This is a genomic window from Nitrosospira sp. TNL300 (assembly GCF_055385915.1).
On the sequence record NZ_AP041005.1, the window covers coordinates 378,008 to 393,746 of the forward strand.

Annotated in this window: 13 protein-coding genes; 4 read left to right on the top strand and 9 right to left on the bottom strand. The window is 55.1% G+C overall.

The window, feature by feature from the left end; genetic code table 11:
- Positions 1-27: 27 nt before the first annotated feature.
- The gene (ftsA, locus tag ACZ5BW_RS01725; protein WP_464543746.1) at positions 28-1,266 is read left to right on the top strand and encodes a cell division protein FtsA; all 1,239 of its coding nucleotides are present in this window, start codon (positions 28-30) and stop codon (positions 1,264-1,266) included.
- A gap of 157 nt (positions 1,267-1,423) precedes the next feature.
- Complete coding sequence (gene ftsZ / locus ACZ5BW_RS01730; protein WP_464541926.1) at positions 1,424-2,593, top strand: cell division protein FtsZ; 1,170 nt, start codon at positions 1,424-1,426, stop codon at positions 2,591-2,593.
- A gap of 440 nt (positions 2,594-3,033) precedes the next feature.
- Here the strand turns inward: ftsZ and ACZ5BW_RS01735 are convergent, their stop codons facing one another.
- Positions 3,034-3,486: a DciA family protein gene (locus ACZ5BW_RS01735; RefSeq protein ID WP_464541928.1), complete on the bottom strand. Its 453-nt coding sequence runs from the start codon at positions 3,484-3,486 to the stop codon at positions 3,034-3,036.
- A 25-nt stretch (positions 3,487-3,511) separates the two neighbouring features.
- On the opposite strand from ACZ5BW_RS01735, the gene ACZ5BW_RS01740 reads away from it, so the two are divergent.
- Together ACZ5BW_RS01740 and secA are read left to right on the top strand one after the other, a co-directional pair.
- The gene (locus tag ACZ5BW_RS01740) at positions 3,512-4,429 is read left to right on the top strand and encodes a M23 family metallopeptidase (RefSeq protein WP_464541931.1); all 918 of its coding nucleotides are present in this window, start codon (positions 3,512-3,514) and stop codon (positions 4,427-4,429) included.
- A gap of 90 nt (positions 4,430-4,519) precedes the next feature.
- On the top strand, positions 4,520-7,273 hold the full coding sequence (gene secA, locus ACZ5BW_RS01745; RefSeq protein WP_464541933.1) for a preprotein translocase subunit SecA: 2,754 nt from the start codon (positions 4,520-4,522) through the stop codon (positions 7,271-7,273).
- 343 nt (positions 7,274-7,616) lie between these two features.
- Here the strand turns inward: secA and ACZ5BW_RS01750 are convergent, their stop codons facing one another.
- The 8 genes from ACZ5BW_RS01750 to ACZ5BW_RS01785 form a co-directional block, all read right to left on the bottom strand.
- Positions 7,617-8,183, bottom strand: a complete 567-nt coding sequence (locus tag ACZ5BW_RS01750) for a cytochrome P460 family protein (RefSeq protein WP_464541935.1) — start codon at positions 8,181-8,183, stop codon at positions 7,617-7,619.
- Between the two features lie 206 nt (positions 8,184-8,389).
- Entirely contained in the window at positions 8,390-10,498 is a 2,109-nt protein-coding gene (locus ACZ5BW_RS01755) for a M3 family metallopeptidase (protein WP_464541937.1), read from the bottom strand.
- 61 nt (positions 10,499-10,559) lie between these two features.
- The gene (locus ACZ5BW_RS01760; RefSeq protein ID WP_464541939.1) at positions 10,560-11,834 is read right to left on the bottom strand and encodes a dihydroorotase; all 1,275 of its coding nucleotides are present in this window, start codon (positions 11,832-11,834) and stop codon (positions 10,560-10,562) included.
- A 5-nt stretch (positions 11,835-11,839) separates the two neighbouring features.
- Entirely contained in the window at positions 11,840-12,790 is a 951-nt protein-coding gene (locus ACZ5BW_RS01765; protein WP_074975559.1) for an aspartate carbamoyltransferase catalytic subunit, read from the bottom strand.
- Positions 12,783-13,292, bottom strand: a complete 510-nt coding sequence (pyrR, locus tag ACZ5BW_RS01770; RefSeq protein WP_464541941.1) for a bifunctional pyr operon transcriptional regulator/uracil phosphoribosyltransferase PyrR — start codon at positions 13,290-13,292, stop codon at positions 12,783-12,785. Before pyrR ends, ACZ5BW_RS01765 begins: the two co-directional genes overlap by 8 nt.
- Positions 13,279-13,734 carry a Holliday junction resolvase RuvX gene (gene ruvX, locus ACZ5BW_RS01775; protein WP_464543747.1) on the bottom strand — a complete coding sequence of 152 codons (456 nt, stop codon included), beginning with the start codon at positions 13,732-13,734 and terminating at the stop codon, positions 13,279-13,281. The genes pyrR and ruvX overlap by 14 nt, the downstream gene beginning before the upstream one ends.
- Positions 13,735-13,796: 62 nt before the next feature.
- Entirely contained in the window at positions 13,797-15,020 is a 1,224-nt protein-coding gene (locus ACZ5BW_RS01780; protein ID WP_464541943.1) for an RNA-guided endonuclease InsQ/TnpB family protein, read from the bottom strand.
- Positions 15,021-15,172: 152 nt separating this feature from the next.
- Positions 15,173-15,733, bottom strand: coding sequence for a YqgE/AlgH family protein (locus tag ACZ5BW_RS01785; RefSeq protein WP_464541945.1), 561 nt, complete (start codon positions 15,731-15,733; stop codon positions 15,173-15,175).
- Positions 15,734-15,739: the final 6 nt, after the last annotated feature.

The window sequence follows — 15,739 nt, forward strand, 5'->3', positions numbered from 1 at the left end:
CGGGAGGAAGCAGGGATTGCAAGGCAAATGAATAGAGGCAGTGAAGCGAAAAATCTGGTTGTCGGCATTGATATCGGCACTTCGAAGATTGTGACTGTTGTCGCTGAAATGAAGCCCGAAGGCGGATATACAGTGATCGGTATGGGCAGTCATCCATCACGGGGCCTGAAGAAAGGCGTGGTCGTCAATATCGATGCAACCATGAATGCGATTCAACGCGCGCTGGAGGAGGCGGAGTTGATGGCGGACTGCAAGATCCGTGAGGTTTATACCGGTATCGCAGGCAGTCACATCAAAAGTTTCAATTCGCACGGCATGGTGCCTATCAGGAACAAGGAGGTGACGCGGCAGGATGTGGAGCGGGTGATGGAGACGGCAAAGGCCGTGAATATTCTGAACGACCAGCAGGTGCTCCATGTGCTCAACCAGGAATTCATCATAGACGAGCAAGAGGATGTTCTGGAACCGATTGGCATGAGCGGTGTGCGGCTCGAAGTCAAGGTTCATATCGTTACGGGTTCGGTATCGGCCGTCCAGAATATCCTGAAGTGCGTACGCGGTTGCGGGTTGGAAGTGCGCGACCTGGTGTTGCAGCCTCTTGCTTCCGCAATGGCCGTTCTATCGGAAGATGAGAAAGATCTCGGCGTTTGTCTGCTGGATATCGGCGGGGGGACGACCGATATTGCGGTATTTGCCCGGGGCGCCATCCGTCACACCGCGGTGATTCCGATTGCAGGAGATCAGATTACCAACGATATTGCGTTGGCGCTGCGTACCTCCCCAAGCGACGCCGAAGGCATCAAGTGCCGCTATGGATGCGCGCTGCGCAGCATGGCTGATCCGCACGAAATGGTGGAGGTGGCGGGAGTGGGCAATCGTGGGATCCGCCATCTGTCAAGACAGACATTGGCGGAAGTCATCGAGCCGCGAGTGGAAGAACTCTACTCTCTGGTACAAGCCGAATTGCGCCGCAGCGGATTCGAAGAATTGCTGTCGTCGGGGATCGTGATCACGGGTGGCAGCAGTTCGCTGGAAGGGATGGTGGAGCTCGGTGAAGAAATATTCCACATGCCGGTGCGACTGGGACTGCCCAATTACCACGGCAGTCTGGAGGAAGTGGTGGTCACACCGAGATACTCCACGGGAATAGGCTTGATCCTCTCAGGGGTGGATCAGTTTCAACAGCACCAGCAAAGCAGGCTGGAAGGTAATTCATTCACGCGGATTCTGGACAGGATGAAAAGCTGGTTTCAGGTCAATTTCTGAGTTGCTGGCTGCGGGCGGGCATGGAAGGGGCATCGAAGGGGCATCGAAGAGTTCGAAAGCAGTACTTTGTACCTGGCAAGTGCAAGCGCGAGTTGCATACCGTCAGGGTCTCAATGGGTAACGTTTATTGTTTGAATACATAAAAGGGAGGTGCGTGATGTTCCAAATCATGGATACACAAACACAGGAAGCTGTTATCAAGGTCATCGGCGTTGGCGGGTGCGGTGGTAATGCCGTAGATCACATGATGGAAAACGGTGTGCAAGGCGTCGACTTTATTTGCGCCAATACCGATTCGCAGGCGTTGAAGCGCAATCAGGCGCGTACCCTGGTGCAATTGGGGTCGACGATCACCAAGGGATTGGGGGCGGGTGCGGATCCAGAGATTGGACGGCATGCCGCACTTGAGGACCGCGACCGCATTGCCGAGCTGATTGAAGGGGCGGACATGCTATTCATCACCGCGGGCATGGGCGGCGGAACCGGAACAGGCGCTGCGCCGGTAGTGGCTCAGGTTGCAAGGGAAATGGGAATTCTGACCGTCGCCGTGGTCACGAAACCTTTTGTATTTGAAGGCAGGCGCGTGAGAGCGGCCCAGGCGGGGCTGGAAGCGCTTGCGCAATACGTTGATTCCCTGATTGTGATTCCCAATGACAAGCTGATGGCGGTGCTGGGAGATGACGTCAGCATGCTGGATGCATTCAAGGCAGCCAACAACGTATTGTATAGCGCCGTCGCCGGTATCGCCGAAGTGATCAATTGCCCGGGACTCGTCAATGTCGATTTCGCCGATGTGAAAACGGTGATGTCCGAAATGGGTATGGCAATGATGGGTTCGGCGATTGCCTGTGGTCCCGAGCGCGCTCATGCCGCAGCCGAGCAGGCAGTTGCAAGTCCCTTGCTGGAGGATATCAATCTTGCGGGTGCCCGTGGAGTACTGGTAAATATCACCGCCAACGCCGCAATGAAGATGCGCGAGGTACATGATGTAATGAACACGATCAAGGACTTCACCGCCGAAGACGCTACCGTGATCGTCGGGACAGTCATTGACGACGACATGCATGATGATCTGCGTGTGACGGTGGTGGCGACCGGTCTGGGCGGAGTCGGCCTGGGAGGCGCAAATCGCGTCGCGCCCAAGCCCTTGAGCGTTGTCCACCCGCGCACCCCCGGGGATAGTATCGACAGCATGAACTGGAAGGATTCGGAAGGTCCTGCTTCGATTCGAACGAACAGGCAGCGGGATGCAGCCGTCGAAGCGATGAAGCAGTCAGGGGTGGACATACTGGATATTCCTGCATTCCTGAGAAAACAAGCCGACTGAGGAAGCAGGCTGATCGAGCAACGGCTACCGGTTGCACCCGGTCTGGAGCAAGACTGGTCTGAGGTGAGATTCACCAGCAGCATTGGCTGCACTGAATATCTTTTGCCTTCTGATCTACCTTGATTCAGGCTCAGAAGCGCAGAGGGGCGGAACAGGCTGTTATCGCCGGGAGTTTTTTCTTGCAGGTCGTCTCAGCAAACTGAGCGATCCGTTACTTCCTGCGATGGAATATTCCCTCGCCTGGGCAGCGTTCAGCGCAGCGCACGTTCGTGATGCGCGGCGATTTGCTGATTTCAACCCTGATGGTTGGATATCCTTCCTTCTGCCTTTGTTCCCTTCCGATTTTGCTCCCCTTCGGTCGGCTCGCGGTTTTGTTCGGGATATGGGGATAAAAATAGGGATAAAAACAGGGATAGAACAAGGCATCATCGCCTTTTCTTTCAGAGTCTTCTTTCCTGTTTTTCCAGCAGCGACTCCACCGCGGTTTTCAAGGGCGAATCTCCCAGACCCGCAGCCAGGACATTCAGGCTCTTGATGCCCCCTTTATCTATTTGGCGTTTTCTGTCCGGGAAATCATTTCCGCGAATGCCGCGGTAATTTGCTTGCACAGCAATCCGAATTGCAGTAACCTCGTACCCGGCTGCCTGAAGCTTTAATAATAATGATGGCAGCATGTGCCTGAGTTTTGCGGCAATCGCACCGTTATCCGCGCAAATTGTCAGGCTTCCTTCAGAGAAGCCACCTAAAGCGCAGTGCTTGCCCAAGTTGGGCAGCACAATTTTCTTAAATGCCCGTTGCATCTCGGTTAACTTTTCCACGTGATTGAATAACCGCTGATGCTCAGGCGTCAGCCTCAGGGTCCCAAGGTAGAAATCGATCTTGCGGGCAGTCATGGCTGAATCATGATTAGGGGAGAAGATGAATATTATTCTAATTTCCAATAATTCGGCAAAAGCAAAAACCCTGACTTTAACCAGTAAACACCTTACGCTCGTGGTTTCCGGGTTCTTTTTTGCTTCCATGCTGATGGCAATGGTACTCAACTATATATCCCTGCGATATGCAGACAAGATCGACAGTCCCACAGTGAGATCACTGGTTTTAAGCGCACAGCAGGAAGAGCACCAGAAAACGCAGTCCTATCTGCGCGACAGTCTCAACGCCATGGCGATCAAGATGGGCCAGATGCAGGCCCAGCTACTGCGGCTCGATTCCGTTGGCATGCGGCTGGCAGAGCTGGCCGGCATGAAGCCGCAGGAATACCTGTTCAACCAGAATCCGGGGCAGGGAGGCACGTTGTCTACACAGCAATTACAGGATATCTCATTTACCGAATTCAACAGCCAGATACAGGAGTTGGCACGGACGCTGGATGATCGCACCGACAAACTCGATGCCCTGGACTCATTGCTGATGCAGGACAGGCTCAGGAAGAAGTTTCTTCCATCGGCAATGCCGGTAGAGGGAAAGGCGTACTCCTCCGGTTTCGGCATACGTATCGATCCTTTTTCCGGAAAGCGCCATTTTCATGAAGGTATCGACTTCATAATGCCTGCCGGATCGCCCGTTCTCGCGGCAGCGGGGGGTGTGGTAGTGTATTCCGATTATCATCCTGAGTATGGTAATATGATTGATGTTGACCACGGCAATGACTTTGTCAGCCGCTATGCTCATGCCTCCAAGCGCTTGGTGAAGGTGGGTCAGGTGGTGGTGCGTGGACAGAAGATTGCGGAAGTGGGCAGCACAGGCCGCTCTACCGGTCCGCATCTTCACTTTGAAGTCAGGCATAGGGGCTCGCCGCAAAATCCGTCACGGTTCCTGAAGATGCCGGGTTGAGCCGGGATAAATACTTTGCAGTGGGGGGTGAGGCCGAAAAAACCTCACCCCCTATTTTTTTGACGATCGCTTAATAGAAATAGAATTTTCATGCTCAACAATCTGCTCAAAAAAGTGTTCGGGAGCCGTAACGACAGGCTCATCAAACAGTATTCACAGACCGTGACGGCGATCAATGCGCTGGAAGCGACGATTGCGGCGCTGAGCGATGCTGAGTTGCGTGGAAAGACCGAAGAGTTCAGGCAGCGCATCGGGGAAGGAGCCAATCTCGATATGCTGCTGCCGGAGGCATTTGCAGTCGTGCGCGAAGCAGGCAAGCGTGCACTCGGAATGCGTCATTTCGATGTGCAGTTGATTGGCGGCATGGTGCTTCACGACGGCAGGATTGCCGAAATGCGGACAGGTGAAGGCAAGACACTGATGGCAACTTTGCCTGCTTACCTCAATGCCCTGGCGGGCAAGGGTGTGCACCTTGTCACCGTGAACGATTATCTGGCAAAGCGCGATGCCGAATGGATGGGGCGCATCTATCGCTTCCTGGGGATCGGCGTAGGAGTGATTCTGTCCCAGATGGATCATGGCGACAAGCAGGCAGCCTACGCGGCCGATATAACCTATGGCACCAACAACGAATACGGATTCGATTACCTGCGCGACAACATGGTGAATCACCCGGTCGAACGGGTACAGCGCATGCTCAATTTTGCCATTGTCGACGAGGTCGACTCCATCCTGATCGACGAGGCGCGTACTCCTTTGATCATTTCCGGGCAGGCGGAAGGCAACACGGATGTTTATGTGCGCATGAATACGCTGATTCCCAAACTGGTCCGGCAGGAAAACGAGGACAGTCCGGGGGATTTCAGCGTGGATGAAAAAGCCCAGCAGGTATTGTTGAGCGAGTCAGGGTTCGAGCACGCGGAAAAACTGCTGGTCCAGAGCGGTTTGCTTCCCCCTGGAACAAGCCTGTACGACCCCGCCAATATCAGTCTCGTTCACCACCTTTATGCCGGTCTGCGCGCACACGCCTTGTTCCATCGGGACCAGCACTACGTAATTCAGAATGGCGAAGTCGTTATCGTCGATGAGTTTACCGGACGGCTCATGTCAGGCAGGCGCTGGTCCGAAGGCTTGCATCAGGCGGTGGAGGCAAAGGAAGGTGTTGCCATCCAGAAGGAGAATCAGACGCTCGCCTCGATCACCTTCCAGAATTATTTCCGGATGTACGAGAAACTGGCAGGCATGACCGGCACTGCAGATACCGAAGCTTACGAATTCCAGCAGATTTACGGGCTGGAAACCGTGATCATTCCGACCCACCGTCCCATGATCCGCATCGATCGGATGGACCAGGTATTCCGCACGATGGACGAAAAGCACCAGGCGATTATCGCGGATATCAAGGATTGCCAGGAGAGAGGTCAACCTGTTCTGGTGGGTACCACCTCGATTGAAAACAACGAACTGCTTTCCTCCCTGTTGACCCGCGAGAAATTGCCGCATCAGGTGCTGAACGCAAAGCAGCATGCGCGAGAGGCGGAAATCGTCGCCCAGGCGGGTCGTCCAAAAATGATCACCATCGCCACGAACATGGCTGGCCGGGGCACGGACATCGTGCTGGGCGGCAATCCCGAACCTGAATTCGAGCGCATTCGCTCCGATGAGACTCTGAGCGAACCAGAGAAAACAGAACGGATTGCGGAACTGCAACAGCAGTGGCAGACCCTTCATGATGAAGTGCTGGAAAAAGGAGGGTTGCATATCATCGGCACTGAACGCCATGAATCGCGTCGGGTAGATAATCAGTTGCGGGGCCGGTCCGGCCGCCAGGGAGATGCTGGCTCCAGCCGGTTTTATCTATCGCTGGAGGATGCGCTGTTGCGCATTTTTGCATCCGACCGGGTAGCAAGCATCATGCAGCGGCTCAACATGCCGCAGGGAGAAGCCATTGAACACCCCTGGGTGACGCGCGCAATCGAGAACGCGCAACGCAAGGTGGAGGCGCGCAACTTCGACATACGCAAGCAACTGCTGGAGTACGATGATGTTGCCAATGATCAGCGCAAAGTCATCTATCAGCAACGCAATGAACTGCTTGAGTCGGAGGATATTACCGAAACGACAACCGCGATGCGGGCGGACATGCTGCGCAATCTCATCACACTCCATGTGCCGCCGCAAAGTGTCGAGGAGGAATGGGATATTCCAGGACTGGAGAAGGCGCTGGCCGCCGAGTATTACCTGCCCCTGCCCTTGCGGGAATGGCTGGAAAAGGAACCGGACTTACATGAGGATAGTCTTCATCAGCGCATCATAGAGGCGGCGAATGTGCTCTACTCCGGCAAGGTGGAGCAGGTGGGAGCAGCTATCATGCATCAGTACGAGCGCGCGGTCATGCTGCAAAGCCTTGATATTCACTGGCGCGAGCATCTCGCTTCACTGGATCACCTGCGCCAGGGAATTCATTTGCGCGGATATGCGCAGAAAAATCCCAAGCAGGAATATAAGCGCGAAGCTTTTGAACTCTTCACGTCCATGCTCGAAGAAATCAAGGCCGAAGTCAGCAAGACGCTCATGGCAGTGCAGATCAGGAGTGAGCAGCAGGTGGAAGCCGTGGCGGAAACGCACCACTCGCCAGTCAATGTGCAGTACCATCACGCTGCTTTTGAAGAAGCGCTGGGTGAAGAAGGAAGTCCCGAGAGTATTGGGGAAGATATCGAAGTCCAGGAGCGTCCGCAGAAACATCAGCCGTTCGTCCGCCAGGGAGAAAAGATCGGGCGTAACGACCCATGCCCCTGTGGCTCAGGAAAGAAATATAAACAGTGTCATGGCAAGCTGAATTAATCTCTCCCGTTTACCTGCGCAGTTCCGTCTATTTTGGTTGCAATGGGGCAGCGCGAAGAACATTCCAGTCCGGTAACATCTATGCGTCCGGCGATAAAGCCGAGGGGGCGATGTTGGCACCGATGTTGACACCGGCCTCTCCACCTAATGGGATGGCCGGAAAGAAAAGGGACTGGCAGAACGAAGCTCAGCAGGATAGCAGGATATAATCCGATTGCCTTAAGTGAAACCCTGGTCTTGGTTTTGCCGCCGAGGTTGGCTCGGCGGCAGGATTCAATGGTTGCTTCCTGAAACAGTTTCAATACGCAGCTTTAATGCGCAGTTTCAATACGTCGATGCCGCATCAGCTTGCCCGCTTCTGGAAATACTCGTCGTAGCGGAAAATATAATCCTTGTCTTTCAAAGGCAGGTGGCATCCCCGGCAGGTATTGAGGTCATCGGGCGCTTTTGTTTTACCGTCCGCCATGTACATTGTATATACCCAGTTTCCATTCCTGAGGTCCGGTGGCGCGCTTTCACCCCAACCGGCTCCTTTCGCCATCACGCCGATCTTCTGCAATTCCCCTTTGACGAGCTTGCCGTCCGGTCCTTTGAGCGGCGTTCCGTCAGCCGCCTCGCCTGCCTTATAGATTTCCATCACCGTAATGGTTCCGTCAGGGAAGGCCTCCCCCATCTTGGTCCCGTGACCGGTAGGATTGATATAGATTTCCCGGACTTGCTTATTGTCCGGACGCTGCACTTCGGATAGAAACTTGGGCCAGCTTTTATAGTTATCCGGCAGCGGCAGCTCACCATCACTATATTTCTGCGCCTGCTCCTCCACTTTCGGAGAGGGCGGCTTTTGCGCGCAACCCGCTAATGCCGTTATCAGCACCACTGCCGTAATGACTTCCCGTGTCACACCTTTCATCTGGTTTTCTCCTATAGTCGACACCGTTGAATTACTTATGGTTTTTCACTTCCTTGGGTTCAAAGGACTGAATTGGAATCGTTTTCCCACAATTCGCACGTTGCAACCGATATAGGGGGAAGCATGAGCCCCATATTCCTGGATTCGGAATTCAGTTGCAGGATGAGGTTGATTTAAGCTTCATTGCCCTCTTTTTCTCAAGCGTGTCATGCAGGCGCTGGCGCCATGCCATTATGCCGCAGGAGCGCATTTATTTCTGGCTCGCGTCCCCGAAATGCAATAAAAGATTCCAATGCCGGCCGGCTTCCACCTACTGCGAGAATTTCTTTCCAGAAGCGTAATCCGGTTTCAGAATTGACAACGGTACCCGCGGGACTTTCCTCGAACATGCTGTATGCATCCGCGGACAACACTTCCGCCCATTTGTAACTGTAATATCCGGCGGCATAGCCTCCGCCGAAAATATGCGAGAAACTGTTGGGAAAGCGGTTGAATCTGGGAGGGATGATGACGGCAACCTGCTCGCGGACTTCATCAAGCAGTTGTTGTGCGGTTTTTTGGCCATACGGGTCGAAATCGAAATGCAAATACATATCGAACAATGCAAACTCGAGTTGCCTGAGCATTTGCAGACCGCTCTGGAAATTCTTCCCCGCCAGCATCTTGTCGAACAGTTCACGCGGCATGGACGCGCCCGTATCCACATGCCTTGCCATCCTGCTGATTACCTCCCATTCCCAGCAGAAGTTTTCCATGAACTGGCTGGGCAGTTCCACCGCATCCCATTCCACGCCATGGATGCCGGATACGCCGAGGTCGTCTACCCGGGTTAGCAGGTGATGGAGGCCATGTCCGAATTCATGAAACAGGGTAATGACTTCATCATGAGTGAACAGGGCAGGGCGAACTTTCTCTCCATGAGAAACAGGTCCGGAAAAATTACAATTGAGGTATGCGACGGGCGCTTGAACCGCATATTCCCGATTGTTCACACCACCGACATACCGGCGGCTGATCGCATCATCCATCCAGCCTCCACCCCGCTTGCCTGGTCGCGCATACAGATCGAGGTAGAACCGGCCGATGAGCTTTCCCTCACTGTCGGCTATATTGAACAGCTTGGCATCCGGATGCCAGAGTTGAATCGTGGTTGCCTCCACTGGAGTGATGTTGATGCCGTAAAGATTTTCTACCAGACCAAACATACCCGGCAGCACGCTCGTTTCCGGAAAATATTGCTTTACTTCCTGTTCTGAGAAGGCATAACGCTCGAGGCGCAGCTTTTCGCTGACGTACGCCAGATCCCATGCTTCGAGGGTATCCAGTTGCAGCTTGTCGGCCGCAAATTGGCGCAACTCCTTCAGGTCGCGTTCGGCATACGGCCGAGCCTTGGTGGCGAGTTCGCCAAGAAAGTCCAACACCTGCGCCGGAGTCGAAGCCATCTTCGTTGCCAGCGATACTTCGGCATAGCATTCGAATCCAAGCAACTGTGCCTCCTCCTTGCGCAGTTCAAGTATTCCTGCAATAAGTGGAGTGTTATCCAGATTGCCCGTATCCCCGGATGGGGAGGCGGCTTTGCCCAGTTCGCTTGCGCGAGTGGAATAAGCGCGGTACATTTTTTCACGCAGCTCCCTGTTGTCCGCGTATTGCATAAGAGGCAGGTAGGAAGGCGCGTGCAAGGTGAACTTCCAGCCAGTCGCATTATCCCTTTCCGCAACTTCTCTCGCTGTTTGCAATACATCATCAGGAATACCGGAAAGCTCACCGACATCCTCCACATGCAATACAAACGCGTTGGTGGCGTCCAGGAGATTGTCGTTGAAGCGCGAGCCCAGCGCCGACAGCTCTTCCTGAATCTGGAGGAAGCGCGCTTTCTTCTCGGCAGGCAGTTCTGCCCCGCCCAGGCGGAAGTCCCGCAACTCATTCTCGATGACTTTTTGCCGGGCGGCGCTCAGTCCTTCGAATTCCCTGCCGCCGCGCAATTCCTTGAATTTTTCGAACAGCGCCTGATCCTGGGCCAGCTCCGCATAATACTGCGTGACAAGAGGCAGGTTGGCATTATAAGCCTCGCGCAGTTCCGGTGTGTTTACCACGGCATTCAAGTGGGATACCTGCCCCCACGCACGGGAGAGCCGCTCGTTGGCATCCGCCAAGGGTTGAACGAAGTTGTCCCAGGTCGGCAAGCCGGTATCCTGCCGTATTCGCCCAATGAGGGCGCGATTATCACTCAGCAATTGACTTACAGCCGGTGTGATATGTTCGGTGCGAATCTCGGCAAAGCGCGGCAATCCGGAAAAATCGAGCAAAGGGTTCATTGATGGAATTCAGTCAGTTTGAAAGAAGAGAACTCGAAAATACATGCCCGTGTTGCGGCGCCTAGTCCGCGTAAACAACGTTTCCGCTGATCAGCGTATATTTTACCTTGCCTTGCAGCTCCCAGCCCAGGAATGGCGTGTTCTTGCCCTGGCTTTTGAGTGTCGAGGCTTCAATCGTCCAGTAATGATCAGGGTCGAAAATACACAGATCGGCATCGCCTCCGGGCGTGAGATGGCCGGCTTCCACCCCAAGGATGCGGGCGGGTTCTCCCGTGATCCTCGATAACGCGGCTACCAGGGGCAGCTTCGTTTCCGCTGCCCATTTCAGCGTAAGCGGCAGCAGCAATTCAAGACCGGTTGCGCCGGCCTCCGCCTCTGCGAAGGGCAGCAGCTTTGCGTCCTCGTCCACGGGGGCGTGGTCGGAGCATATGGCATCTATAGTGCCATCCAGCAGTCCTGCGCGCAAGGCGTCGCGGTCTCCCAGGCTTCTCAACGGCGGTACCAGATGACAGTTGGAATCGAAGAAGCCAATATCCATTTCAGACAGGTGGACATGATTGGCCGCTACATCGCAGGTAATCGGCAACCCCTGCTTCCGGGCTGCGCGTGTCATGGCCACACCTTCCGCGCTGGAGATGCGGCACAAGTGCACCCTGGCGCCCGTTTCTTTTGCCATCAGGATGATGTGGGACAGGGCCACAGTTTCGGCGCAGACGGGAATGGCGGCCAGGCCAAGGCGTGTTGCCACTTCCCCATCGTGGGCAACCCCGCCATCAGCGAGATTTACATCCTGAGGACGCAGCCACAGGCAAAACCCGAAGGTGGATGCATACTGCATCGCCTGCATGAGCACCCGGTTGTTGGGAAGCGGCCAGTCCGACTGGCCGAATGCGACACATCCCGCGCTGTGCAGCTCAGCCATCTCAGTCAGCCATTCACCTCTCAATCCACGGGTAAGCGCTCCAATGGGATAAACACGCGTCTGATTGCGGCCCCTTGCGCGATACTTCAGCATTTCCACCAGTCCGGGCTCGTCCAGCACAGGATCGGTATCGGGGGGACATGCCAGGCTTGTAACGCCTCCCGTCACCGCGGCTCCCATTTCTGATTCAAGCGTCGCCTTGTATTCCAGGCCGGGTTCCCGCAGCCGGGCCGACAGGTCCACAAGTCCTGGACACACGATCAATCCCTGGGCGTTTATTTCCCGGCGTACCTCAAAGCCGGGCGGGACGGCGCCGAGAGAGACGATTTTGCCGGACCGGATGTAAATATCCGTTACACGATCGAAGCTGTTTTTCGGGTCAATGACACGACCATTTCGGATGGCGATATTCATGGCTTTCAGCTTCCAGCCAGAATGGACATTACCGCCATGCGCACTGCGATGCCGAATGTTACCTGGGGCAGGATTACAGATTGCTTTCCATCCGCTACGACCGAATCGATTTCAACCCCGCGATTCATGGGTCCGGGATGCAGAACGATTGCATCCGGCTTCGCCAGTGCCAGTTTCTCGGGAGTAAGTCCGTAATATTTGAAGTACTCTTCGGTGCTCGGAAGGCGTGCGCTGAGCATGCGTTCGTTTTGCAGACGAAGCATCATCAGCACATCGACATCCTTCAGTCCTTTCGCCATATCATGATAAACATGCACGCCCAGACGTTCGACCTTGGCGGGCAGTAATGTCTTGGGTGCGATGACGCGTACCTCCGGTACGCCGAGCGTCGTCAACGCATGAATCTGCGAGCGGGCCACCCGGGAATGAAGAATGTCGCCTACTATGGCGACGCGCAGGTTATGAAAGTCGCGCTTGCAGCGACGAATGGTAAACATGTCGAGCAGCGCCTGCGTGGGATGCGCGTGCCGTCCATCCCCTGCATTGATGACGTGAATTTCAGAGCGGACATGCTGCGCAATGAGGTGTGCCGCGCCGCTCTGAGCGTGTCTCACCACGAACATATCGGCATGCATGGCGGAAAGATTGTTCACTGTGTCCAGCAGTGTCTCTCCTTTGGACTGGGACGACACCGCAATGTTGAGATTGATGACATCGGCAGACAATCGTTTTGCAGCAATTTCAAAGGTCGTGCGTGTACGCGTACTGGGTTCGAAGAACAGGTTGAATATGGATTTTCCGCGCAACAACGGCACTTTCTTGACGTCACGTTCCGTGACTCCGACGAACGGCTCGGCAGTATCGAGAATATTCAGGAGAATGGAAGCGGGCAGCCCCTCGGTAGTCAGAAGGTGTTGCAGTTGACCATTTTTATTCAACTGCGGATTGTTACTCATTGCCCTGGTGCTTGTCATACAGGCTCAGGCCCAGCTTTCCATCCGCTTTCTTCTCCAGCGCCAGCATTTTTGCAGGGGGCACGTCCAGCGTTGCGCCAATGTATTGTGCAGCAATGGGAAGCTCTCTCCCGCCCCTGTCTATCAGCGCAGCCAGGCGAATGCTTGCCGGCCGCCCGTAATCGAATAGTTCGTTGATGGCAGCCCGGATCGTTCGTCCTGTATAAAGCACATCATCCACGAGAATGATGTCGCTTCCTTCCACTTTGAACGGGATGTCCGAAGGTCTGATCTGGGGATGCAGGCCGATCTGTCCAAAGTCGTCACGATAGAAGGAGACATCGAGCGCTCCCAGGGGGAGCGCCAGTTGCAGATCCCTATGCAGCCTTTCCGCAAGCCATACTCCGCCGGTATGAATTCCTACGACTGCGGTATCACTGGAAATGCCTTGCCGCATCCGTGCAGTCAGCGCAGCCAGCAGGTCTTCCGCTTCAGGTAATTGCATTTCGTTTATCAAAGTAAGATTGCAATATCAGTTGCGCCGCGATCTGGTCCAATACCTGTTTCTGTCTCCTGCCTCTGACACTCGCTTCGTCCAGTGCTGCACTGGCGCTGACCGAGGTATAACGCTCATCCTCAAGGACAGTGCGAATGCCAAACCGGGCTTGAAGACGACGCGCAAAGCGGCGGCTTCGTCGGGTAAGCTCGTGCTCTGCACCGTCTGAGTGAACCGGCAGTCCAACCACCAGCAAGACAGGCTCCCACTCCTTGATTAACCGGGCGATGCTTCTCAAGCATTCCTCCTTATTCTCGTTGGATATGGTAACAAGAGGATGGGCCAATCCCAATTCCAGATTCCCGATCGCGACGCCGATCCGTTTTTCGCCGAAATCGAAAGCCAACGTCGTGCCGGTGCGCGGCTGACTCGCTTTTTCAGCCTCCTCCATATTGGGTATCTGCCGATCCTTGACATCCTCCCCCGCCTGAAGTCGGGGGATTCCTGCGGCGCTCAGACGTGGCATTGAGCCACCCCTGAGACGCTTCGGTGGGTTCCTGCTGCTGGCGATCTTGCCGCATCGCTCACTTCACAGGCGAACCGGGCGTGTCCCGCCCTTAGAATATTGATCGCGCCTACCACATCGGCGTTTTCTGTGAGCCCGCATTCCACGCATTCGAACCTGGCCTGGCTCGGGCGATTGTCTTTGGACACATGGCCGCAGCATGGACAGGTGCGGCTGGTGTTCTGCGGCGGCACGGCGATGAGGTGGCCACCGCTCCACTTCAGCTTGTAGTCCAGCTGACGCCTGAACTCGAACCAGCCCTGATCGAGGATGGACTTGTTCAGGCCAGACTTGGCCCGAACGTTTCTGCCCGGATTCTCGACATTGCCTTTGGCAGACTTGCTCATATTGCACACCTGCAAGTCCTCGATGCACACCATCGCGTGGTTTTGGCTGATAGCTGTCGTGGCCTTGTGCAGGTAGTCGCGGCGGGCGTTGCCGATACGGGAATGGATACGCTGGATGCGAGCTTTCGCCCGTCTCCAGTTGTTGCTGAACTTCTGTTTACGGCTTATGACCTGTTGCGCCTTGCGCAATGCCGTTTCGTGCCCCCTGAAACTATTGAGCGGCGCAAGGTGACTGCCGTCCGAGAGCGTGGCGAACCGGATCACGCCCATATCGATGCCAATGACACTGTTGGACTTCGGCATGGGCTTTTCCACTTCACGTTCGGTCTGGATGGATACAAGCCACTTACCGCAAGACTGACTCACGGTGATGTTTTTTACCGTGCCGGGAATATCACGGCTGTTACGGTAGCGCAGCCAGCCGAGCCTGGGCAGGAACAGGCGGCTGTTACTCTGATCGATCTTGATCTGCTTCGGATCGGGATAACGAAAGCTCTCGCTTTGGCCTTTCTTCTTGAAGCGCGGGAAGTCTGCACGCTTGGCAAAGAAGTTGGTGTAGGCACGCTCCAGATCCTTGAGCGACTGTTGCAGCGGATGCACGGGCGCATCCTTCAGCCACGGCGTCTCAGTGCCATTGCGCCATACGGTGAGCAGCTTGCACAGCCCGGCGTAGCCGAGCTTCTTCTCCCCCTGCTCAAAGCGCTCTTTTTGCAGCGCCAAAGCCTTGTTGAACACAAACCGGCACGACCCCGCGAAGCGGCGCATCTGGTGCTGCTGATCGCCGGTTGGCATCAACTCGTATTTGAAGGCCTGGAGACGTTTCAAGGCTTAATGGCTCTGCTTATAAATGTGTTGTAGGACGGCTACGCGATCCGCGCTATCCTTCCCCGTTCTGAAGGACGAGGCTTGTCGCGCATCGAGGCCAGCTCTGCCTGTAATGGCTGAAGTGTCGCTCCTTCGTTGAATGAGCGATACTTTCAGGCATGACCCACTTCATCCGACAGGCTCGAAAAGTCCACTCCAAGCAATTGCATCGCAGCTGTCAAACGTTCTTCTGCAGGTAACTCAAAAATGATGGCGGGGGATGCAGGCACCGTCAGCCACGCATTCTGCGATAATTCGTGCTCTATCTGGCCCGGCGCCCACCCGGAATAGCCTAGCGCGACCAGGAGTTGCCTGGGACTCTCGCCGTTTGCTATCGCCCGTAAAATGTCGAGAGAAGTGGTAAGCCCTACATCTTCATTCACTGCCATGGTCGATTGCCATTCACCCACGGGTTGGTGGAGGACGAAGCCACGATCGAGTTGTATCGGACCGCCGAACATGATTGGAAATCTTCGCGTCAATTGGTCATCGGAAGAAATATCAAGCTGATCCAACAGGTCCTTCAAGGTGAGATCGATCGGCCGGTTCACCACCAGGCCCAATGCGCCCTGGTCACTATGCTCGCAGATATAGGTCAGCGTCTTCGCAAAGAAGGGATCTGTCATGGCAGGCATGGCGATGAGGAAATGATGGGTCAGGTCGACACTTTGCATGAGGCG